Below are 21,668 nucleotides of genomic sequence, written 5' to 3' on the forward strand. Positions count from 1 at the left end.
GCCCGTCGCCTCCTACTGCAACTGATGACCGAATGAGCCACCCTCGATATCGATGCCTCGGGCTTGCAACGCATTGAGCACATCCGTGCGCATGCCGAACAAGGCAACCGTGCCGTTGACCAGCAGGAGAATCCTGTCGACGCTGGTGAGCAGGGAAGGGCGCTGGGTGACGGTTATCATCGTGATTTTCTGATCCCTGGCATGCTGCAAGGCGCGCATCAGGGCCACGTCGCCGGCACTGTCGAGGTTGGAATTAGGTTCGTCGAGAACCACCAGATGGGGATCGCCGAAAAAGGCGCGCGCCAGTGCTACGCGCTGTTTCTGACCGCCTGACAGTGGTGAACCATCGGCTGCGACCATGGTCTCGTAGCCATGCGGAAGACCTGCGATCATTTCGTGCACGTCGGCCAGCATCGCTGCTCGGTAGATCTGTTCGTCGTCCGCATCCGATCTCATCCGGGCGATGTTGGCCTTGATCGTGCCGGGGAACAGTTGCACGTCCTGCGGCAGGTAACCGATGTTTTCACCGAACTGTCGCTGGTCCCAGTTGCGCAGGTCCATCAGGTCCAGACGCACATTGCCGGAGGTGGGAAGGATCGATCCGACCAGCATCTTGCCGAGCGTGGTCTTTCCCGCACCGGAATTGCCGATAACAGCGAGCGACTCGCCCGGTTGCAGGGAAAAGGAAATGCCGTTGAGTACCACCCGCTTGGTGCCCTGCGGCACATAGAGCAACCGCTCGACATCGAGCCGGCCCTCTGGCTTGGGCAGGTTGAGGCGCTCGAAATTGAGTGGCGAGGATTTGAGCAAAGCGGCGATCCGACCATAGGCGGCGCGCGACTGGCTGAACTGGTTCCATCCCTCGATCGCACCTTCGATTGGTGCGAGAGCGCGTCCCGCAATGATCGAGGAAGCAATGACCATCCCGCCGGTGAGTTCACCGCGGAGCGAAAGATAGGCGCCCCAACCAAGCATGGTCACCTGCGTCAGAAGACGGACACCCTTCGATATCGCGGCAATGGCGATGTTCCGGTCTTGGGCAATAACCTGCGCTTTCAGCGATGTGGCCGTGTCCTTGCCCCAAATGTGCACTGCCTCAGGGATCATTGCCAGGGCATTGATGATCTGGGAATTGCGGGTCATCGAATCCAGATGCAGGTTCGCCTTGACTTGCGCTGTGTTGGCCTCGGCGAATGGTTCTGCCGTGATGCGCTGGTTTATCTGGGTGAAGATCAACAGCAGGATTGCCGTGACCACGACGATGAAGCCGAGATGCGGATGAATCAGGAAAACCGCCAGCAGGAAGATGGGCGCAATCGGGGCGTCCAAAAAGGCGAGCAGCGTGCGCGAGACGAGGAACGAGCGAACCTGTTGAAGGTCTCCGAGCGTCTGGTATTCACGACCATTGCCCTGCAAAGATGCCCGCGCCGCCGCACTGAGGATCGGCGACCCGAGCTGGGCTGCAACCTCCACGGCGGTTCGCATCAGGATGAAACGGCGCAAAGCGTCGAAGGCGGCCTGCAGAATGATGGCACCGACGATCACGATCGTCAGCATAATCAGCGTATCGGTGGACCGGCTGGTCAGGACCCGATCCGAAATCTGAAACAGATAGATCGGTATGGCCAGCACAAGCACGTTGCTGGCAACGGTAAACACCATGACGATCATCAAGTTACGTTTGACGGCGTGAATCCCGGCCTTCAGGCTGGCATTGAAATCGACCTGCCCAAGTCGCTTGTGGAAGGTGCCGCCCCCGCCAACGCCGCCGCCATTTCCGCTCTTCGATTGCGGTCTGTCAGTGGTTGACGTTTCGATCCTGGTCGGCCCACATTCGCCATCGATCACCTTCATGCCATCCGGCGCTCTGGATTTTAGCGGCTGGATTCGCGGCTCCTCGGAGTCCGGCGCGGGCTCTTGCCTGGCCTCCGCCGCCGGTTCGGCTTCGGAGCTTTCTGTCCTGGGCGGTTGGCTGTAGGCAACGCGCAGGTTGTTGGGGGGCTGGACCGATTTTGCGGCCTCGGATGGTCGCGCTGCGGGGTTGCCGAACACGCCTCTGATGTAATCGTCGACGGCTCGTCCGAGCCTGGCATAGGTGCTGCCCGTGTCATTTGACGCTTCCAACCTTGACGCTCTTGGAGCCGGAGCTTCCACGGGCTCGATTGCCCGGTCAAGGTGTTTGCGGAATTCCGACATTAATGCCCCCTTCAGTGGCCAATCATGCTGTTTACGCCGTCACACGCATGGCCGTCGTAGTCCGACGGCAGACACGAGGCGTCGGATGTCATTGCGTGATCGTCCCGATCGAGCATGGAATCATCGAGAAAGAGCACGGCTTCATTGACCAGTGCATCCGGGTTCGGGTTACCAAAGTCGGGATGGGTCGAGATCATTTCCGCCTGAAAGAGTGTTTCCTGCGAATATTGTTGCCCGCCGATATAGGTCTTTCCCACGGAATCGAGATCGATGATCGTTGCATTGTTGAGCAGAGCATTGGATCCCGTTTCGATCGTCCAGGTGGCGTCGAGATTGGGCGCTATGGCATCCATTGCCAGAGCGATCTGATCGCTGTCGCCGAGGATATTCGTCTGCCGAATGTATTGAAGGTTGATCAGGTCACCGCTGACATAAAGGACCCGCAGACCCTGCAGCCCTGCAAAATCTTCGCTGGACAGGAATTCGGATGCGATGTCGCCCTTGCCATTGGCAAATGATCCCAGGGTGTCGCTCTGCGCCTGCGACAGACTGTCGAAACGGTCGGGATCGCCAAGCGTGGCTATACGCGCCTGGTTCCAGAGCAAGTTGCCTGAGGAAGAAAAAGAACCTTCGCCGGAAGTCTGAAAATCGTCCGTTGCGCCGACAAGATCATTGTCGAACAGGATGTTCATCTGATGGATGATGTTTGCGTCGAAGATGGAGCCGCCTACGATGATCATATCGTAGAAAAATCCCAACTCGAAGACCGAGGCATGGTTGACCGCGAAATTGTCGCCAGCGACCACGCTGGTGCTCACGCCGGAGGCCGACAGAATGCCGACGTCGTTGTCGCTCATGAAAATGATCTGCTCGAGCCAGTTGGTGATCATCAGATCGCCATGGATTTCCGTGACCGCCCAGAATGCAGGATAGCCGTCGTTGGCCCCTTCACCAGATTCGGAACCCCCGGCGGTATCCAGATGCTCGAAGGTTGCAATATTGAACAGCTCGTTTGCGGCTGCGTCCGCAGTCAGATTGCTGACGGATGAGGTAATCGAGTCGGTATCCCACAATGCATTGATCTGGACGATCGCATTGACCTCGATGTGGTCCTCGGCAACCAAAGTGACGGTTCCGCCTGTCCAGAAGTTTTGCAGCACCGCATTGTTAATGAGTGTGTTGCCGCCGGTATGAACCTCCACTGAAACGTCTATGGAGACCGCACCGTTGTCGGATGTCCACGTGCTGGAACTTTCGTCGGTGGCGTCAGTTCCCTCTTCATCCTCGTCGAACGAGTGATAGTCCTCGACTAAAGGCACTTCCTCGACCATTTCGCCGTTGACATAAATCCCGTCAATCGATTTCGCGCTGATGTGGAGCTGAACGGCGTCACTGCCTTCGGGCACATCCTGCAGTCTGTCCATCACCGTGTGGATCACATTGATGAAGTCTTCGTTTGAGCCCGGGCGGACAAGGTCACCCAGAGGCGACAAAGCAAGGGTCTCTTCCACTCCCTGCAGCACAGCCGCGTCATCGATGGCTTGCGGATTGAATGTCAGTCCATGTCCGCCAACGCTGAAATAGTCGTCGTCCGACAGGGAGATTGCCTGGTTGAATTGATTGACGACCGATCCGGGCGGTTCAATCTCTGGAGAGAGATAACGCACCGCATTGTTCGATATATTGAGATCCTGGTCAGGCGCAGCGCGAAATACCCGACTATCGAGCTGGTCGCCGACCAGTCTTCCACCTGTCGAAAGTTGCGTTTCAAAAGGTCTGTTGACGACATACCAGTGATCGGGGGCAGGGGAGCGATAACCAAAGCCTGGCTCAAACCCGAGAAGATCGAATGGTGCTGCAAAATCACTGGTGTGGATTGGCAATTTGTCCAAGGTGACATCGGCCTTGTGGAAGGCGAATTCGTTATAAGCGTCCCGGGCCCGTACAGTCTCGACGTTGATATGGAAGAAGCCGATAAAATGACTGATCTCTTCGGTAAATTTGTCCATCATCGTCAAGGCCGTATCTCCTTGTTTCCAAGGTGCCGCCATGACGTCATGTCATGAGGCACAAGGGAGCTGCGCAGGAAGCCTGCGCAGTTCCAGAGTGTTTGTTATGTCGCTAAGTCCGGTCCCGGCTCACACGCCGTCGTCGCCGTCCTCGCCCACAACCGTGCTGGTCAGGCTGCCGCCGACAATCGTCATGTCGATGGCATTCTGCTGCAGGTTGGCGCCCATGACGATTTCCTGGTTGAAGGCGCTGGTGTCTATGCCGGCATCCGCACTGGCGGAACTCGTGCCGGTGACATATCCGTCATCACCGTTGTCAGACCCCCAGGAACCACCGTCGCCCTCGCCACCGTAACCGGTCGAGGCAGTGCCGCCCATGCCCCCGAAGGAACCGTCGCCGCCATCTGCCCAGCCGCCGACTGCGCCGCCACCGGTGCCGGATGTCCAGGCACCGCTAAGAGCTGCGCCACCATCTCCACCGGTCGCCCAGGCATCACCGCCCCAGGCATCACCGCCGGCTGCATTCCCTGAAGCGCCACCGGCACCATTGCCGGCAGCACCATTGCCGCCGTCACCGCCGACGCCAAATCCAGCGCCATTGCCAGCACCGAGACCGAGGCCCATACCGCCGGCGTCGCCACCGCCACCGCCATTGCCAGCATTGCTGGCCGCACCACTGTTGCCGCTGTCACCACCGGCACCACCGCCAGTCGCCGCGCCGCCTGTGTTGTCGCCGCCGTTGCCACTGCCTCCGGCATTGCCTCCCTCATTGTCGATGAGGATCGGATTGATCAGGCCGAGAGAAAGGCCCAGACCATTGCCGCCGTCACCGCCCGTGGCTTCGCTGTCGCCAGCGTCATCGGCATCGCCACCCTCTGCGTCACCGCCGGCGCCACCGCTTCCGGTGCCACCTGTGGAGTTGTTGCCTGCGGCGCCGGTGCCGCCCATTGCCAGACCGGCACCAAGGCCGAGACCCAGACCGAGGCCGAGGCCCGTGCCGGAACCACCGGTGCCGCCATCGCCGCCGACACCAATGCCGCCGAGCGCTGCGCCAGAGTTCGTGTTGCCCGATGTGGCGCTTGCCCCATCGGCATCGCCGCCTTCGCCTTCGCCACCGTCAGCACCGCTCAGTGCCAAACCACCAAGGCCGATACCGCCGAGAGCCGTGCCACCAAATGCCGCGGCGCCGTCGCCACCATTGCCGCCGTCGGCGTCGGCATTGCTCCCTCCGTTGCCGCCTTCGCCGCCGCCGTTAATGCCATCTTCGGCTTTGGCTGTTCCGCCGTTCGCTTTTGCATTTACCGTGAAGCCGGCTTCATTTCGGACTTCGGCATTGTCCAGCCTGTCGTTGTCTTGAAGATTGGCGATCTGGTTAAAGACATTGCCGACATCATTGCCCGCGCCATCGAGGGCATCATTCATTACATCGTCGAACTGAACGTTGAACATGCCTTCGACCGACGAGCCGCCGGAGACATCGACATCGGCGAAGTCGTCATCGGTGGGGATCAGGTTTTCGATACCGGGATCGACGGTCACGCCAACAGAGACCGTGGTGGTGCTGACATTCTCGTTGTAATTCAGATTGCCGTTCAGGTTTCCGTTGCCATTCAGATTACCGTTGAAGTTGTCAGATTCACTCGATTGGGACTGCTCCTGGCCTTGTCCCTGTCCCTGTCCCTGAGCTTCCATCTGCGCCTGCAGCTGGGCCTGGGCCTCAAGCTGGGCCTGGGCCTGAAGTTCACTCTGATGCTGGTCGTCATCGTTGTGGTGATAATTGTGATGCCTTGAACTGCCTGACATAGTCGTATCCTCCGTTGCCGGATTCCGCGACTGCTTGACCGTTATTCATCTTCTATACGGTCTTCACATGCGAATTCCGGATTTGTCTGCGGTTAAAAGACGAATTGCCTCATGGGGCCACTATTCGTGTCGCCATTCCGGCGATTGTTGATGCTCCTCCAACTGTTCCCCATGAATGCGGTTGAGAGGTGTCGAACTCCGTTCGGGCCGTGTCCTTCAGAGAATCATGCCCAACGCGAACAACAAGGTCGGCGCCTCGAATCTGAGTCTCTACTTGTTGGGGGCCGGAGATAAGCTGATAAATAGAGCTAGTAATGTGCGCTGCGGCATTGATGCTCGGCGATCTAGATTGGCAATGCCGTCGTCATGACTCGCCCTCTCCACGGTCAAGTTCTTGCTGTCTGATCATCGGCTCGAAATGAAACAGTCGATGGCACTGTTGGGCTCAGCCTCGATGTATCAGGCTGGTGCTCATCCGAAGGGGACTGTTCTGGTACGATCATTGGCAGCGCGGATGAAATCGTGCCGTCCACCGCTTGGCAATGAAGTGGTGTAAAGAGAGTAGTTTACCGTCAGAATATCATTCGTTGTGTGTAGACGATCTAGACCTTTGGTTGTGTATGCGACGGTAAAAGGGCTTCGTTTGAAATGTGCTGGAACAATGATCTCGCCCATCATGTCTATGAGCGCGTCCTTTAGATCATTCGGACTATTCCCAATCTTTATTGTTTGGTTTACGTTTTTCTAACGGACCGTAGATTGCATTCGATAAGTGCACTCTGGGATTGTATCGGGGAGGGATGCTGCATGAAACAACTTGCGCCAGACGTCGCAAGCGGTGGCGAGGAGTTGGCGGCTTCTCTTGACGCGATGCCGAATCTTCGAACGCTTCTGTATGTCGGCCCGTCGGACGTTATATCCGGGGCAATGGCTGCGGCCATTCAGAGAGAATTTCCCTTTCTCAGAGTGGCACAAAGTGTCACCATGCGGTCGGTTTTCGAGGAATTCGATATTCCACTGCGACTTGTGCTGGTCGATTTGATCCATGCCCATGAGCTGAGCGAGTGCGCCGACGAATTGCTTGCCCAGCATCCTTCGTCTGCCATTGCGATTGTTACGGACAGCGATTTACGCGGCAGCGTCGAGCGGTTTCATCTCATCGACACCAGCCACGTCCAGGGCGTGCTGCCTTTGAACGTGAGTCTTGATGTCTTGCTTTCAATGCTGCGTATCATCCTGAGGGGAGGAACGTATTTCCCGTTTGTCGCCTATCGAAATCAAGACAGGATCAGTTGGCGAAACGAAAATGACGGCCCATATGACGGGCCGAAACCGCAACTGGTGCAAGAGAAGCAAGGTGCGGTCATGCACCAGTTGACCAAGCGTGAAAACGAGATCTTGGCCAAGATTGCCTTGGGCAACCAGAACAAGATTATTGCCGCAACGCTGGGTTTGTCGGAACACACGGTCAAGATCCATATCCACAACATCATTACCAAGCTCGGCGTTCACAATCGAACCGAGGCTGGTGCCCTTTATTTCGAAAACAGGGACAGGGAGGGCGGCGCTTCGGGTTCCGGCTACGATCATAGCCCGCGTAACAATCCATTGTCGGACGGCGATGCGTAGATTCCAGGATGTGCTGCTGCTGATCGGGCAGTTGAACTATACCTGGACCAATACCGAAAGTCTGTTGATCCATATGATTGCCGGCCTCGCCCAATCGGACAAGGAGACGGCGATCGTCATTTTTCTGACGCTCAATACGCCGCGTGCACGCATCGATCTCGTCGAGCGCCTGGCAAAGATGCAAAAGACGCCGGCAGAGTGTCGCGCGGATGTGCTGGCATCAACGAAACGCCTGTCAGAAGAGGCAAAACTTCGTAACAAATACAACCATTGTATCTATTCGTTCGACCCCGACAGCGGCCGCGGATTGACCCAGTCAATGCGTATTTTCGAAAGCCGGGAAGACATTAAATATGGCAAGATCGAAGAACTCGACGATCAGGAAATAGAGCGTATTCGCGAGAGCATTCGCTCTCTTATCCGGATAAACCAGTCATTCTGGAGCATTACTGAAAAATATGGCTTCCCCAAATGACCCGGCGTGTCCGGTCTTGGCGAGGGACTACCGTGAATTGGCCTGTGGAAAACTCAGGATCGCCGATGAAGATGGAGGGGGCAGGCGCGGAGGTGTGATTTTGGTGGCCCTCTGGCCCAGAGGCGAGGGCCATTGCATGATGTCTCCGCATTCATGCGACGTTTCGTTTTGGCGAATAGCGGACGGGTAAGAAGAGGAAAAGGTAGATTATATCGTCAACCTTGCAGACGCCTGAGACTTCAGGAAGATCGGATGGTGGGCGTGACAGGGATTGAACCTGTGACCCCTACGATGTCAACACGGTGGCCTCACCGGGGAACCGGGCTTCTCTGCTATCCGAGGACACGTCTGTCAACATCCATCAGCCTGTCTGTGATCCTTTTCTTGGGTATATCTTGGGCGGGGTGCCACGATGAGCGGCTTCTCTCCATCGGCGGCATTACTGCGAACCAGCATCGTCAGACGCGCTGCACGCGCAGAGGACAGCTATTTCGAAAGTGGCGCCGGCACCAAGGCTGCAACACGTCCTCATGAGCGTCAGACGGCTGCCAAAGCGGCTGAGCAGGTGACGAAGCGCGTGCGTCGACGCGTCACGACCGAGGAGCGTTCCAGAGAGATCCTGCGCCGCCGCAAATGGAGTGGTGGCAGCAGCATGCCAGCCGAGCTGCGCGGCTATTACTCGGAGGCCGAGCGGGCTGCTCTCTCCGTTATTGCGGATCGCTGCAAGCAGAAAGGCTTCTGTGACCTCTGCCTGGACGAGATTGCTCGTGTTGCAGGCGTGGGGCGAACCTCGGTGCAGAACGCCCTTCGAAAAGCCCGCTCTAAGGAGCTGAGCCATATCTCGGTGCGAGAACGTCCGCAGCGTTCGGGCAAGAACCTCACCAACATCATAAAGATCGTCTCACGGGCTTGGCGGGATTGGATCGTTAGGGCGATAGGGTTCAAAAGATTGAACACCTCAGTGACTTCAGTAAAAACTAAAGGCGTTGAGGTTGCCGAGACGGTGCTGTCGGCTTTTGAAAAGGCAGGCTTTGGCCTCGACCGAGAACCCTCGGAAACGACAGTGCGTTCTGCCAGCGGCAATGAAGCCACTTGGACGCCTTGGAGCGCCTACTCAACGCCGATAGCGCGGCCACCGTCGGCGCAGAGGGGCCGGGAATGGGCGAAGTAGCTCCCTCTGTCTCCAAGAAGCTAAGGAAGCTTCTGCCGTTGCTGTCGAGCAACCATGCCGGTGAGGTCTTCGCGACGGCTCAGGCGCTGCAGCGTACCCTCAAGTCCGCTGGCTTAAGCCTCCATGACCTGGCCGACCTGATCGACAAGAAGCCGCAAGAGCGGATCGTCGAGAAGATCGTCTATCGCGATGTCGTGAAGGTCGAAGAGCGGATCGTCTATCGTGACGCCGAGCCCGTCGAGAATGGTCCTTCGCCGCAGTCACTGCCCGTGGATGACGTGCTAATGCTTACCACCCTTCTGCTTGAGATTGAGGCTTTGTCGAAGCGTGAGCGCGACTTCATTTCAAACATGAGGGAGTGCGCTTCTGTCGGTGGGCAGCTCTTCAACATGACGGAGAAACAGACCGCCTGGCTATGGCGGCTGGCGGCTCGGCATCTCGCAATCAAATATCCGGCAGGTGAGCAACGATGATGCCTGCTCTGCTCGATGTCATCCAGCTCACCCCATCACCGGACACCCCCCGGTTTAGGGACCGTTTGAGCAAATCCACCTTCGACGGGGGCGCGCGACTGCGGGATTTGCCTAGTGCGAACCTTTGCAAGCGGTACACGGATGCACGGTTGCACGCGTGCACTGCACGGATGGGAGAAACGCGCCGATGACGCCGCCAATCTCCCGCTCTCATCCCGGACTTAGGGCTGTTTTCGAGCTCGCGGAATTTCTGGACCACGGCCAGAAACTACCAGAGCAAAGCCGATCGCTTTTGGCTCAAGCACTGCAAGAGTGCATCGCTGACGGCTTCGACACCTCGTTGTTCACGGCTCTTGGCATCACGCAGTGGGGCGGCGTTCCGGCTGTCAAAAAAATCGGCCTTTTGCGCCGGGATCGTGTCCTTCGTCGACTCCGGAGCCGTATCCCTGAATGGGCGTCGTTGTCGCCGAATGCGGCGGCGAAGGAAATGTCTGCCTCGTTCCGTCGGTACGAGACGACGCGTTGGCCGCGAGAACGTCACAGCGCCAAAGGTCCAGCTGCGCAGCCCAATTCTATCTGGTGGGGGTTGCTGAGAAGCGAGCTAGGAGTGCCCGGCGAAAAACGTCTGGCCCAGATCCTCAAAGCGGAAATTCAAGATGGTTTTGAATTTCCCAAAGGCCCCGCCACTGTCGCCGGAACAGGAGAACATCCTGAGAACACCGGAACCAACATACGCTAGCGGAGCCTCTTATGCAGCTTGAACTTATTTCCCTTGATCGCGCCGGAGCCGCAGCCGTCGCCGGCATCACCGAAGCGCATATCGCCGATTGGATGGCGAAGCAGGGTCTGTTTCCCGAAAAGCAGCCAGGCAACGGCGCGCGCGCTCCGTTCATGATCTGGGATGTGATCAGCCTCGCCACGATCAAGGCGCTGCTTGATGCCGGTTTCGTACCTGCAGCCGCCGTCGAGGCCATACGGCCTTACTCGCCATACGGTGCACTCCGCATCGGTGAGGCTTCCGACAGTCCGGCTGTCACGGGAGACTTTCGATTGGCGCAGAACGGCGAGGGCCGATGGGTCGGTCGCGACGGTCCAGATGTGAAAGTTTCCCTGCAGGTTCGTATGTGGCCGATCTTCGACGAGGTCTTTCCACGCTTCTGCGAGCGGGTTTCCCATGATGCCAAGGCAGTGCCCCCGGAGCAGATGCGCCGAGCAATCGAAGAATACCGCGCCGAGATCGCAGAGCGCCGCGCCAATCGATTTGAGCACCACCCTATCCCCGACGCCTGATCGGGTTGAAGTACGCGACTAGTGCCACGCGTCCCTCCTACGAAAAGCAGCCCCCCGGTCTCCGGGTGGCGGCACCTCTTGGAAACTGAAGGCAAGCCGAATGTCCGCGATCTTGATTGGAAAAACTCTGCATCTGCATGGCGCAGTTGGCGACGACATCTTCGACGGCGAAGCGTTTTCCGCCGTCGATGTCTTGTTGGCGGTTCAAGATCTTCCGGCCCGAGATCGTCTCACGGTTCATCTCAACTCTCCGGGTGGAGATGCGTCGGAAGGTGCCGCGATCTACGCGATGCTCGATGCGAGAGCCGGCGGCGTGGATGTCGTCGTCGACGGTATTGCAGCCTCGGCGGCTTCTTTGATCGCCATGGCCGGAGAGACCGTCTCGATGTCTCCCGGTTCCGTCATGATGATCCACGATCCAAGCGCGTTCACCTTCGGCAACTCTGAGGCTCTGAGCCGGACCGTCGAAGCCTTGGAAGTGCTAGCGAAGACATATGCCGGCATCTACGCCAAGAAATCCGGCAAGTCGCCCAAACAATGCCGCGACCTCATGAAGGCCGAGACCTGGTTCTCTCCCGACGACGCTGTCGAAGCTGGGTTCGCGGATGCGGTCGCACAATCCTCAAAGACACTTGCATTCGCGGCCTTCGACTACAGCAAATTCAAGCATGCGCCTCAACAGCTCGTCGCCCTGGCGAGCGAGAAGAATTGGACGGCCTCGAAGCCGCAGCCCGAAAAGGATGCAAAAATGACCAAAGACAATCAGGCGCAAGCCATAGCCACGGCGCGGATCAAAGCCATCATGAAAGCCGACGAGGCTGATGGGCGCGGTGAGCTGGCCGAACACCTGGCCTACGAGACAGCACTATCGCCAGAGGAGGCGATCGCGGTCATGTCCGCAGCGCCGAAAGGGGCGAGCGAGGCCGACGAGCTGGGATCGGCATTTGCCAGAAATCGCGTTCGTGCCGACGGCAAGCTGAACGCCGAGGGCCTCCATAGCCGCTCTCACGGCAAGGGCGAGAGAGAATCTCGGCTAGTCACCTCAATGAAGCAGCGGCACGGCGCGAAGTAAGGAGAAACGGACATGCGAACACTCGACCTCATCCTTGTCGGCGACGTCGTAAAGTACGAAGCCAACCCAGCCTATTCCCGCGACGAGGACACACTCGCGTCAGGATCGGGCATTGTCCAGTTGGGCACGGTCCTTGGCAAAGTGACCAGCACCGGCAAGTTCAAACCGCTCGACCCTGAAGCCGCCGACGGCACGGAAACGGCTGTGGCAGTCATTCTACAGCGATCCGACGCGACCGCCGCCGATCAGACGGTCGTCAATCTGAAGCGGCATGCGCTGGTAGCAAGCCACCTCTTGAAATGGCCGGCCGGCATCGATGCCGCGCAACAGGCAACCGCAATCAATCAACTCGAAGCAGCCGGGATCGTCGCCCGCAATGGAGCCTGACACATGTCTACACCAATGGATTTTCTGACCGCTCCGGACTTCGCTGCCGACGCCCTGACCGAAGCAATCAACATCGCGCCATATCAGACTGGCCGGCCTGCGCAGCTCGGTATCTTCACCGACACGCCAATCAACACCACCTATGTCCGCCTCGGCGTCCAGGAGCGCGACCTCATCCTTATTCCGGCCAAGGAACGAGGCGGCGAAAGCAACCTCAACACCCGTCCCGACAAAAAGGGTGTGGTGGACTTTCATATTCCCCACTTCCCCCTCGATGACACCATCAAGCCCAGCGACATCCAGAACCTCGTCGCCTGGGACAGCGAGTATGTCATGGAGAGCCTGACCAGCGTCTATATGCAACGGCTCGACGACATCCGGGAGAAGCACCACCAGACCCATAGTTGGCTGGATTGGGGGGCGCTCAACGGTATCGTCATCGATGCGACCGGCAAGCAGCTCGCGAACATCTACGAGGAGTTCGACATCGAGCCGGTACAGGTTCTGTTCGATCTCGAAACCGCGACGACCGATATTGCCGAGCTGAACCGGACCGCAAAGGCGATCATCAGAAAGGAGCTTCGCGGGACGCCGGTCACCGGCATGCGCGCCTTGGCCGGCAAGGAGTTCTTTGATCGCTACGTCGGTCACCAGTTCGTCAAAGACCAGCTGGGGCAATACAGCGGACAGACACCCAACCCGAACCGGGACGATGTCGAGGACATCTTCACATTCGCGGGTCTGACGCTCGAACGGATCGACGAGGAATTCCAGTATCTTCAGCCGGATGGAACGTTAGTGACCCGCGAGGCGGTTGCGGAAGACGAAGCCATCCTGGTCCCGCTGGGCAGTCAGTACTTCAAGCGCTACGTCGCGCCGCCCGACACGCTTTCAGGGGCGAACAAGAAGCCGAAAGCCGAAGAGAAAATCCATATCTCGACCAAGGAGCTGGATCACGACAAGGGCATGGATATCCATTCGGAATCGAATGTCCTTCCGCTTTGCCAGCGGCCAAACCTTATGGTTCGGCTCAAGATCGGTGCGGCGATATGAAGCAACTCTGCTGGCACCGTCTCTATCTATGCATAGTTTACTATTGTGTTGCGCCGAGCAGGAGCCATACTCCACCGGTCAGCGGAGAGAAAATTGCTGCGGAATGACTCCCGTAACCGCATCACACTACTTGAAATTTTGTCTGGAAAAATATCGCCCGGTTTGGGGCCGGAAGCGGCCTGACGGCCTACTTTCACCGATTGAGTTAAGCTGTCACTCATCGGCACAAGATGCGTTGCCAATTTCGGCCTCAAGCGGTGATTCGCTCGATCCGCAACGAACGACGTCTTTCAGCTAAAGCGCACATTCATTTCTCTAAGCTGAGTGGAATACAGTAGAATCATATTGCTGACTTAATTTGACGGAGAACAATAGAATTTAGCCCAACTCAAACGCCTTCACAAAAGACCGAATTACATACTGAGCGACTCTATGTGCCTTGTAGACATCGCTGAAGGTTGCTACTGTTGCGCGCTCATGAGCGTAAGCATGCCTCCAAGTGAAAATATTCTCGTAACTTGTTATTAGGTCAGTTCTAAATCTACGTTCGACTATAGTCTTTCTTTGCTCAAGAATTTTATGGAAAGTCGTGGAATTTTTTTTGACTTTATGCCCTACCCATTCTGTCAAGCCAAATCGGCGAGAATAGGCTTTTAGATCATCTAAGGAAATTCGCCCATTTAACCTATCGAAATCCTTCTCGATATGCGATCGGTACTTCGGATGAAAATTGCCAGCATAGCTCACCAAAGTTTCCTTGACGATGCCCTCGTAAGAGGCTGCAATTGTAACTGCGAACATTCCAGCAATTTCGTTTCGCAGCCGTTGTTCCGTACTCGACGTGCCGTTCAGCTTTTCTTCGATGTCTCGAGCCAAGTCGCGAATATGTCTGAAATTTTCATCTAGTATCTCACTCATGTTCAAAAAGTACTTTTTCTGCAATACTTTTCCGTGATGTAACACTATCGGTATCTGAAGTATTCGAGGTTATTGTGCCTTGGAAGCCCTCATCTTTCATCAAAGCATCATAAGCATCTTTCGTAAACTCAGCTTCAGCACCTTGCTCCATTAAAGACACCATCACAGCTTCCAGTGTAGCTGCGTTCAAAAGCCCTCTTGGCCTAAAGGGCTTGTCCAAGACGCTCGTCACCGCCTCAGCAGCCCTAGTGAAGGCAGCGCTGAATTCCTTCGCCCTATCGGTATCAAAGCCCCTATTCTTTGACATTTCACTAGACAGAAAGTCTTTCATAGGCGGCTTGTAGCTTTTCATGTTCTTATAGAATGCTAGCAGTCTTAAAATTAATTCAATGTCTCTTTGCTTAGGGTCAGGCTCTGGCTTCCCGTAAATCTTCCGCCAGTTTCCATCCAAATTTAGCCGTTCAAGTTCAGCCAAGAGTTTGCCTCTATAAACAGCATTCCTAATTTCTTGTGCATTTAGCGGTTGCCCCCCAGTATTCAACCTTTCGAAGATGTGATAAACACTTTCTGGCTGTTCCTCCTTAGGGGTTAATTGCTTGACAGTTACGCCTCGCAAACTGGCGTTCTTAATCCTGCGCTTGGTTCGTTCGTCAAGTTCATCAAATGATTTGCCTTCTAAGTCTTTTCTTTGCTCCAGACCTTTCAGCTTGAAGACTTTTCTTCTGCCTTGCACATCTTCCCCTCCAAAGAACCCTTCGAAAAAATATGCAATAGAGGTTATTCGCTGCTGGCCATCAATGACCTCAAGCTGCCCATCATTGTTTTCGTAGAAAAAAACTTGAGGTACAGGGAGGCCAATTGCAAACGACTCAATTAGTGTCGATGCCCTTCTGATATCCCAAACAAATTTCCTTTGGTAATCCGGAATGATGATGTCACCGCTTTGAAACTTGCTGGCCAAAAGTTCCAGCGTCCAGTCGCTTGACGTAACAACAATGTTAAATTCGACGGTAGAAGTCTCTGTGTCGTCATTGGTTAGATATTCGATTTCGACTTCATTACTTTCGATCACGTTAAATCTACCTCAGTTCATTTGAATCTTTGCAACATGGTATTGAAGCCAATCCGGAAACGTAGCCCCTACAGGCCTTGCGAGCAATGGCTTAATTCTGGTTTGATCCTTATTCCAAAATTTGCTGCAACGTTAATTAGCAAAAATCTATTTCCTACACAGTGCAAATGCCATATCGAAAGCAACCGCATTTCGGTCGTTGGAATGAACTCGGCGTGATCTGAAACGCTGCCGCTGGTTGCGAAATGTTCGAAGGTCTGTTGAGGGGGAAGCGGCCATCTCTCGCAGATGCGAGGTCTCTGATTTAGAGGGTCAAAACGGGCATCTGGGAAAAGGAAAGAAATTTGATGGGGGCCTTCCTCATTTCAAACATGGTTTAGAAGGCAGCGGTATCGACCACGGCTGTGGGCAATGAATGAATGCGGCTGTTGTAGGTCTTCATGTTGACCTAGAGTGGTTCGAAGGCACACTCATAGGTCGGTAGTTCCATGAATATTCAAGAATTTCTCAAAAACATTGATGCGATCTATAAGACCAAGGCTGCGACCGAACACTCCTACCGAGCAGACCTACAAAAGCTCCTTTCGTCCATCAATCCCGCGGTCACCGCCCTTAATGAACCCAAAAGAGTAAAATGTGGCGCGCCTGATTTTATTGTGTCTCAGGGCGATATCGTGATTGGTCACGTTGAGGCCAAGGATATCCCCGTCGGAATCCGTGCTCTCAAAGACAGCAACAAAGATCAGCATAAGCGGTATTTGGCTGCCTTGCCCAACCTGATCTACACGAATTGCCTTGATTGGGACTTTTATCGAGATGGTGAGCTTGTGGCGTCGGTGAGCATTGCCGACTTGCTTGTGAACATAAACCCTCGCCCTCAGGACTTTGCCACCCTCGAAAACCTGCTTCGAGAATTTGTCACACAACGCCCCCAGACTATCACAAGCCCACGTGATCTGGCCGAGCGGATGGCGGGCAAGGCGAACCTGATCAAAGATGTTTTGAGCAAAACCCTGCAGGATGATACTGAGCTACAAAGTGAGCTTTCAGCCCAATATCTGGCGTTCAAAGAGAATTTGATACACGACATTACCCCATCGGATTTTGCCGACATTTATGCTGAAACCATCGCCTACGGCATGTTCGCCGCCCGCCTGCATGACTCAACTCTGGACACGTTCAGCAGACAAGAGGCTTTGGACTTGCTTCCCAAGTCCAACCCCTTTTTGCGCTCTTTGTTCAGCTACGTGGCTGGCTACGACCTCGACGACCGCATCGCATGGATCATCGACGATCTGGCGCGTGTGTTCCGAGCCTGTGACGTGGCAAAGCTCATGGAAGGCTTCGGCAAGCTGACAGGTCAGAACGACCCGTTCTTGCATTTCTACGAGACGTTTCTTGCCGCCTACAACCCTTCAAAACGCAAAGCGCGCGGCGTCTGGTATACGCCCGAGCCCGTTGTGAATTTCATCGTTCGCGCCGTTGACGAGGTCTTGCAGACGGAATTTGGCTTGGCCGATGGACTGGCCGACACGTCAAAAGTGAGCATCGATTGGGATACGGGCCAAAGGGCCATGACCAAGGCGGGAAAGCTTCGAAAAGATGGCAGTAAACATACTGAAAAACGAGAAGTTCACCGCGTTCAGGTACTTGACCCCGCCACGGGCACCGGCACGTTTTTGGCCGAGGTGATCAAGCAGATTGCACCCAAGGTCCAGGGTATCGCACCTACGATGTGGTCGAAGTACATTGAGGATGACCTGATTCCCCGGTTACATGGTTTTGAGCTTCTCATGGCATCTTATGCCATGTGCCATATGAAGCTCGACATGATCCTGACCGAACTCGGCTACAAACCGACCAAGGAGCCACCCCGCCTGTCGGTATATCTGACCAACAGCCTTGAGGAAGGCGAACCTGCCAACCAAACCTTGCCATTCACACAATGGCTATCCCGCGAGGCTAAGGGCGCGAACACGATCAAGCGTGACATGCCGATCATGTGCGTGATTGGAAACCCGCCTTATTTGGGCGAGGGCGGCGTGTCCGAGGGCTGGATCGGTGATCTGATGGAAGATTACAAGAAAGAGCCTGGCGGCAAGATGAAGCTCAAAGAACGCAATCCCAAATGGTTGAACGACCTATATGTGAAATTTATCCGCCTATCCTCGCACCTAATAGAGAAGAATGGCGAAGGCGTTATCGGGTTTATCACCAATCACGGCTATATCGATAATCCAACCTTTCGAGGGATGCGGTGGCACTTGCTGAACACTTTCGACCGCATTTGGGTTCTCGATCTACACGGCAACGCCAAAAAGAGGGAAGTCACGCCAAACGGTAAACCCGACAAGAATGTATTCGACATTCAGCAGGGTGTGTCGATCATTCTGGGCGTCAAGAAAAAGGACGGGAGTAAAGACTTAGCCGAAGTGATGCACGGCAATCTATGGGGTGCACGATCGGACAAGTATGAAGCTCTGCGAACACTCTCCTACCGTGAGGCATCACCAACTAAACTTGCGCCTCATAAACACTATCAGATGTTTTATCCTATAGATAACGCGCTTCTTGACAGTTTCGACCAAGGTTTCAAGCTCGATCAGTTCTTTCTTGCAAATGTTTTGGGATTTCAAACTCATAGAGACAATTTCGCTATTTCCGAAACTAAACATGAACTGTCTTCGAGGCTTGAAAAAGCTTGTGGGGATGAGGGCGCGCGAAGTATGCTGTTAGAACAGTTTCAGTTAAAGGAAACTTCTGCTTTCTCTTTGAAAGCAATTTCAGTACAGCTTGGAAACAGTTCAGTGCGCGACATCGAAGAGTGTCTTTATCGACCGTTCGATAAGCGGTTTGTATGGCTTGACAGGGCACTTGTGGACCGACCTCGACCGCTTCTTCAGGCGAGTTTTGGACAAAACAAAAATCTTTGTCTGTTGGCCTCTCGCCAGTTGGCTGTACCAGGATACCAGCATGTTTTCGTCAGTGACTGTGCACCCGAAAGTTGCGTTGTTTCTTTGAAAACGAAAGAGCAGAATCAGTCCTTCCCCTTGTATCTTTACCCCGAAGAGCAAGACCTCGACAAAAATCGGCGTGTGAATTTTAATCCTAAACTCTGGAAGAAATTGCAACGCTTGGCTAATCACCACGACTACGGTGAGCCGGATGAAGTGCAGACCTTCGACTATATTTACGGCGTACTGCATTGCCCTGCCTACCGTGAGATCTATGCCGAATTCCTCAAAATCGACTTCCCCCGCATACCATGGCCGACCACCCCAGACGAGTTTTGGGACGTGTCTGCCAAAGGCGCAGAGTTGCGAAAGCTCCACCTGATGGAGCCTGCATCTGTTGGCACGACACCATATCCGTTCATGGGCGAGGGAAACAACGAAGTCGCTAAGCCCTGCTTTGAGGGTGGCCATATCTGGATCAATGAGGGCCAATACTTTGCCGACGCACCGGCCGTGTCGTGGGATTTCTACATTGGAGGATATCAACCTGCCCAAAAATGGCTCAAAGATCGCACAGGTCGGTCATTATCATTTGAGGATGTAAAGCACTATCAGCGCATCCTTAAGATCCTGTCCGAGACGCAGAGGATCATGGATAGCATCAAGATGTCGCTTCAATAAAGGTTAGTGTGCAGCCTTGCATTGATATTCGCAACGAATGGCAACTTTCCAGATATCGAAGTCGATCACCCAACTGCCGCAATAAGCCGAAATCGCCTGCACATTCCATAGGCGCGAGTGTCCAGTTCGCCGCGCTCGTTTCCGAAAGCCTACAGTCACCTCACGGCCCCATTACGGTCGTCAACTTGGAGGCCGCTATTATCTCCTTTTGTCGCACTGGCGGCGACGCGTCCATAAAAGCAATGCCTTTTTCGAGTTTAGGCTTAGCCGTCTCCCTGACCGTTTTTAATAGGCTTTGCGGCCTTTACTCTTTTGAATCTCGCCTTAATGATCAGGCGCGTTTGCCCCCCCCCGATTTTCTGGCTTCAGCGCGCTAAAAGCTCCTTAGCCGCGCTCTCAAACTCTTCAGCCAAGAATATCATCGAGCCTCCGGCGGTCCTAGGAGGGGGAATGCGTCCTTGTTGGACGAGGGTGTCCAAGTCTGATTCGGAAACCCCAAGCAGAGATGCTGCGTCTGATTTATTCAAACCAATCGGTTTAATTTTGACGATTTCCACCGGCGTGTTGAACTCTTTGTCGAAGGTTGCTTCTAGCCTTGCGACAATCTCCGCATTCATAGAACGGCCAGCCTGGTCGGCGGCAAGCTTAATATGATCTCGCATGCCCTCAGGTAGGCGAAGCGGGAATTGATCGGAACCGCGTCCGGTTTTGTTTTCAGCCACTGTTGATACCTCGCTTTTGTATATCACTGTAATTTATTCATTTGACAGTCAATAAAATCACGGTAATTTATATCACAGTGATTTATTTCTGTGATGGAGGGCATCTATGCGAACGCGAGAGAAGGGGCACCAGTTGCTCGTGAGGCTTCCGGAGGCGCTAAGGGTTGCGATCAAACGATCTGCCGAAGTGAACCTCAGATCGATGAATTCCGAAATTGTGTATCATCTACAGAACGCCGTTCAACAGCGTGGTGGCATTTGCGTATCTTCCGGCAGGGAGGCGCATGATGCTTGATCCAGGCGTAATTGATGATGATACGCCGCTTCTTTTATCTGTAGCAGCCAAGCTCGCTTTTCCAGATGGTTCAATCGGAAAAAGCTCGCTCCGCACCGAATATCAGAAAGGGAATCTCGCAGTTGAATTGATTGCGGGAAAGTACTTCACGACACTCCGTAACATTAAAGAAATGAGGGCGAAATGCCGCGCAAATCAAAAGGAGCGCGGCTGCACTGGCGCAAGCCGCGATCAGGGCGAGAGGGGCAATGGGTTATCCTCGATGGAAAGATTGAGCGCAGCACAGGCTGCGGCGACCAGGATCGCGCAGGGGCTGAGATCAAGCTCCAGGCCTATTTAGCTGAAAAACACCGACCGGACTGGCGGCGGGGCCAACCAGCGGATGTGGCTGTTGCCGACGTGCTGGCCTTTTACGGCCAGTTGCGTGGCCCTGAATTATCGCACCCTGAGCTTGTGGGGTTCCATTTGGTCAATCTGCTAGAGTCCTTCGGCGACAAGACATGTGACTTCATCGATGGGGCATCATGCCGTGCTTACGTCGAGGCGCGAGTGCGCGGACGAATCGGTAAGCGAGCGGTGAAGGTGGGCACGGCCCGGCGTGAGCTGGAGACGCTTTCTGCCGCACTGAATTTCGCGTACAAAGAAAAGAAGCTCATCTATCCTGTTCCCGTCACCCTCCCGGCTAAAGCGCCTCCTCGTGAGCGCTGGCTCACGAGAAGCGAGGCCGCGAGGCTGCTAGCTGGTGCTTTAGGTATCGTGCCAATCGCCTACGATCTAAAGACGCGAAAAGCGAGCAGATGGGCGCGGCGACACAAACCATCTTATCACGTGGCGCGCTTCATCTTGATTGGTCTGTACACTGCCACCCGGCATGAAGCTATCTTGGCCTTGCGTTGGAGTGTCAACTCATCGGGCGGTTGGTTCGATCTGGAGAATGAAATTCTTTACCGCCGAGGTCAGGGCCAGACGCAAACGAATAAGCGTAAGACCCCTGCTCCGATCCCTGAAAATCTCTATCCGCACCTTCGGCGCTGGCATCGACTGACGAAGGTCGGCCCCGTTGAGTACATGGGAGCGCTCATCAAGAAAGAGAAAACAGGATGGAACCGTGCTCGCGAGCTTGCCGAGCTTGGTGAGGACGTGACGCCGCACATAATGAAGCACACCTGCATCACGTGGATGCTTCAAAGAGGCGTTTCATTTTGGGATGTCTCCGGCTTTACCGGCACATCTGAGAAGACCATTCGGGACGTCTATGGCCATCACTCTCCGCACCACCTGAAGTCCGCCAAAATGCGGTTTCATGGGCGAAACTTGGGTAACTGAAATGAGAGAAGAAAGGCGGGTTATGTCGTCAACCTCGCAAACGCCTGACAAGTCAGGAGAAACGGATGGTGGGCGTGACAAGGATCGAACTTGTGACCCCTACGATGTCAACGTAGTGCTCTCCCGCTGAGCTACACGCCCA

At 55.0% G+C, this 21,668-nt stretch carries 18 protein-coding genes and 1 tRNA gene; 12 read left to right on the forward strand and 7 right to left on the reverse strand.

The window, feature by feature from the left end:
• Positions 1-12: 12 nt before the first annotated feature.
• The 3 genes from ACQQ2Q_RS14750 to ACQQ2Q_RS14760 form a co-directional block, all read right to left on the reverse strand.
• Positions 13-2,196, reverse strand: a complete 2,184-nt coding sequence (locus ACQQ2Q_RS14750) for a type I secretion system permease/ATPase (RefSeq protein WP_428187856.1) — start codon at positions 2,194-2,196, stop codon at positions 13-15.
• Positions 2,197-2,207: 11 nt separating this feature from the next.
• Positions 2,208-4,208 (reverse strand): hypothetical protein, encoded by a 2,001-nt coding sequence (locus tag ACQQ2Q_RS14755; protein ID WP_428187992.1) that lies wholly within the window; start codon positions 4,206-4,208, stop codon positions 2,208-2,210.
• A gap of 126 nt (positions 4,209-4,334) precedes the next feature.
• Positions 4,335-6,008 carry a hypothetical protein gene (locus tag ACQQ2Q_RS14760; RefSeq protein ID WP_428187857.1) on the reverse strand — a complete coding sequence of 558 codons (1,674 nt, stop codon included), beginning with the start codon at positions 6,006-6,008 and terminating at the stop codon, positions 4,335-4,337.
• Between the two features lie 807 nt (positions 6,009-6,815).
• On the opposite strand from ACQQ2Q_RS14760, the gene ACQQ2Q_RS14765 reads away from it, so the two are divergent.
• The 9 genes from ACQQ2Q_RS14765 (at position 6,816) to ACQQ2Q_RS14805 (ending at position 13,558) form a co-directional block, all read left to right on the forward strand.
• On the forward strand, positions 6,816-7,637 hold the full coding sequence (locus ACQQ2Q_RS14765) for a LuxR C-terminal-related transcriptional regulator (RefSeq protein ID WP_428187858.1): 822 nt from the start codon (positions 6,816-6,818) through the stop codon (positions 7,635-7,637).
• Entirely contained in the window at positions 7,630-8,112 is a 483-nt protein-coding gene (locus ACQQ2Q_RS14770; RefSeq protein ID WP_428187859.1) for a hypothetical protein, read from the forward strand. Before ACQQ2Q_RS14765 ends, ACQQ2Q_RS14770 begins: the two co-directional genes overlap by 8 nt.
• A 412-nt stretch (positions 8,113-8,524) precedes the next feature.
• Positions 8,525-9,283 (forward strand): hypothetical protein, encoded by a 759-nt coding sequence (locus ACQQ2Q_RS14775; RefSeq protein WP_428187860.1) that lies wholly within the window; start codon positions 8,525-8,527, stop codon positions 9,281-9,283.
• Positions 9,271-9,756, forward strand: coding sequence for a hypothetical protein (locus ACQQ2Q_RS14780; protein WP_428187861.1), 486 nt, complete (start codon positions 9,271-9,273; stop codon positions 9,754-9,756). The genes ACQQ2Q_RS14775 and ACQQ2Q_RS14780 overlap by 13 nt, the downstream gene beginning before the upstream one ends.
• A gap of 187 nt (positions 9,757-9,943) precedes the next feature.
• Positions 9,944-10,495: a hypothetical protein gene (locus tag ACQQ2Q_RS14785; RefSeq protein WP_428187862.1), complete on the forward strand. Its 552-nt coding sequence runs from the start codon at positions 9,944-9,946 to the stop codon at positions 10,493-10,495.
• An 11-nt stretch (positions 10,496-10,506) separates the two neighbouring features.
• Positions 10,507-11,046, forward strand: a complete 540-nt coding sequence (locus ACQQ2Q_RS14790; RefSeq protein WP_428187863.1) for a hypothetical protein — start codon at positions 10,507-10,509, stop codon at positions 11,044-11,046.
• A 100-nt stretch (positions 11,047-11,146) separates the two neighbouring features.
• Positions 11,147-12,118 (forward strand): head maturation protease, ClpP-related, encoded by a 972-nt coding sequence (locus ACQQ2Q_RS14795; protein ID WP_428187864.1) that lies wholly within the window; start codon positions 11,147-11,149, stop codon positions 12,116-12,118.
• Between the two features lie 12 nt (positions 12,119-12,130).
• Positions 12,131-12,505: a head decoration protein gene (locus ACQQ2Q_RS14800; protein WP_428187865.1), complete on the forward strand. Its 375-nt coding sequence runs from the start codon at positions 12,131-12,133 to the stop codon at positions 12,503-12,505.
• Between the two features lie 3 nt (positions 12,506-12,508).
• Positions 12,509-13,558 carry a major capsid protein gene (locus tag ACQQ2Q_RS14805; RefSeq protein ID WP_428187866.1) on the forward strand — a complete coding sequence of 350 codons (1,050 nt, stop codon included), beginning with the start codon at positions 12,509-12,511 and terminating at the stop codon, positions 13,556-13,558.
• Positions 13,559-13,936: 378 nt separating this feature from the next.
• Here the strand turns inward: ACQQ2Q_RS14805 and ACQQ2Q_RS14810 are convergent, their stop codons facing one another.
• Together ACQQ2Q_RS14810 and ACQQ2Q_RS14815 are read right to left on the reverse strand one after the other, a co-directional pair.
• A complete protein-coding gene (locus tag ACQQ2Q_RS14810; RefSeq protein ID WP_428187867.1) occupies positions 13,937-14,476 on the reverse strand; it encodes a HEPN domain-containing protein in 540 nt (179 codons plus the stop codon).
• On the reverse strand, positions 14,469-15,548 hold the full coding sequence (locus tag ACQQ2Q_RS14815; protein ID WP_428187868.1) for a DUF262 domain-containing protein: 1,080 nt from the start codon (positions 15,546-15,548) through the stop codon (positions 14,469-14,471). The genes ACQQ2Q_RS14810 and ACQQ2Q_RS14815 overlap by 8 nt, the downstream gene beginning before the upstream one ends.
• A gap of 488 nt (positions 15,549-16,036) precedes the next feature.
• On the opposite strand from ACQQ2Q_RS14815, the gene ACQQ2Q_RS14820 reads away from it, so the two are divergent.
• Entirely contained in the window at positions 16,037-19,183 is a 3,147-nt protein-coding gene (locus tag ACQQ2Q_RS14820; protein WP_428187869.1) for a type ISP restriction/modification enzyme, read from the forward strand.
• Positions 19,184-19,548: 365 nt separating this feature from the next.
• Here the strand turns inward: ACQQ2Q_RS14820 and ACQQ2Q_RS14825 are convergent, their stop codons facing one another.
• On the reverse strand, positions 19,549-19,905 hold the full coding sequence (locus ACQQ2Q_RS14825; RefSeq protein WP_428187870.1) for an Arc family DNA-binding protein: 357 nt from the start codon (positions 19,903-19,905) through the stop codon (positions 19,549-19,551).
• A 106-nt stretch (positions 19,906-20,011) separates the two neighbouring features.
• Here ACQQ2Q_RS14825 and ACQQ2Q_RS14830 point away from each other — a divergent pair, with 106 nt between their 5' ends.
• A complete protein-coding gene (locus tag ACQQ2Q_RS14830) occupies positions 20,012-20,200 on the forward strand; it encodes an Arc family DNA-binding protein (RefSeq protein ID WP_428187871.1) in 189 nt (62 codons plus the stop codon).
• A gap of 183 nt (positions 20,201-20,383) precedes the next feature.
• Positions 20,384-21,526: a site-specific integrase gene (locus ACQQ2Q_RS14835; protein WP_428187872.1), complete on the forward strand. Its 1,143-nt coding sequence runs from the start codon at positions 20,384-20,386 to the stop codon at positions 21,524-21,526.
• A 66-nt stretch (positions 21,527-21,592) separates the two neighbouring features.
• Here the strand turns inward: ACQQ2Q_RS14835 and ACQQ2Q_RS14840 are convergent.
• Positions 21,593-21,667 (reverse strand) — tRNA-Val (locus ACQQ2Q_RS14840).
• Position 21,668: the final 1 nt, after the last annotated feature.

Source organism: Agrobacterium sp. ES01, assembly GCF_050320885.1.
In the GTDB taxonomy this organism is placed as follows: Bacteria; Pseudomonadota; Alphaproteobacteria; order Rhizobiales; family Rhizobiaceae; genus Allorhizobium.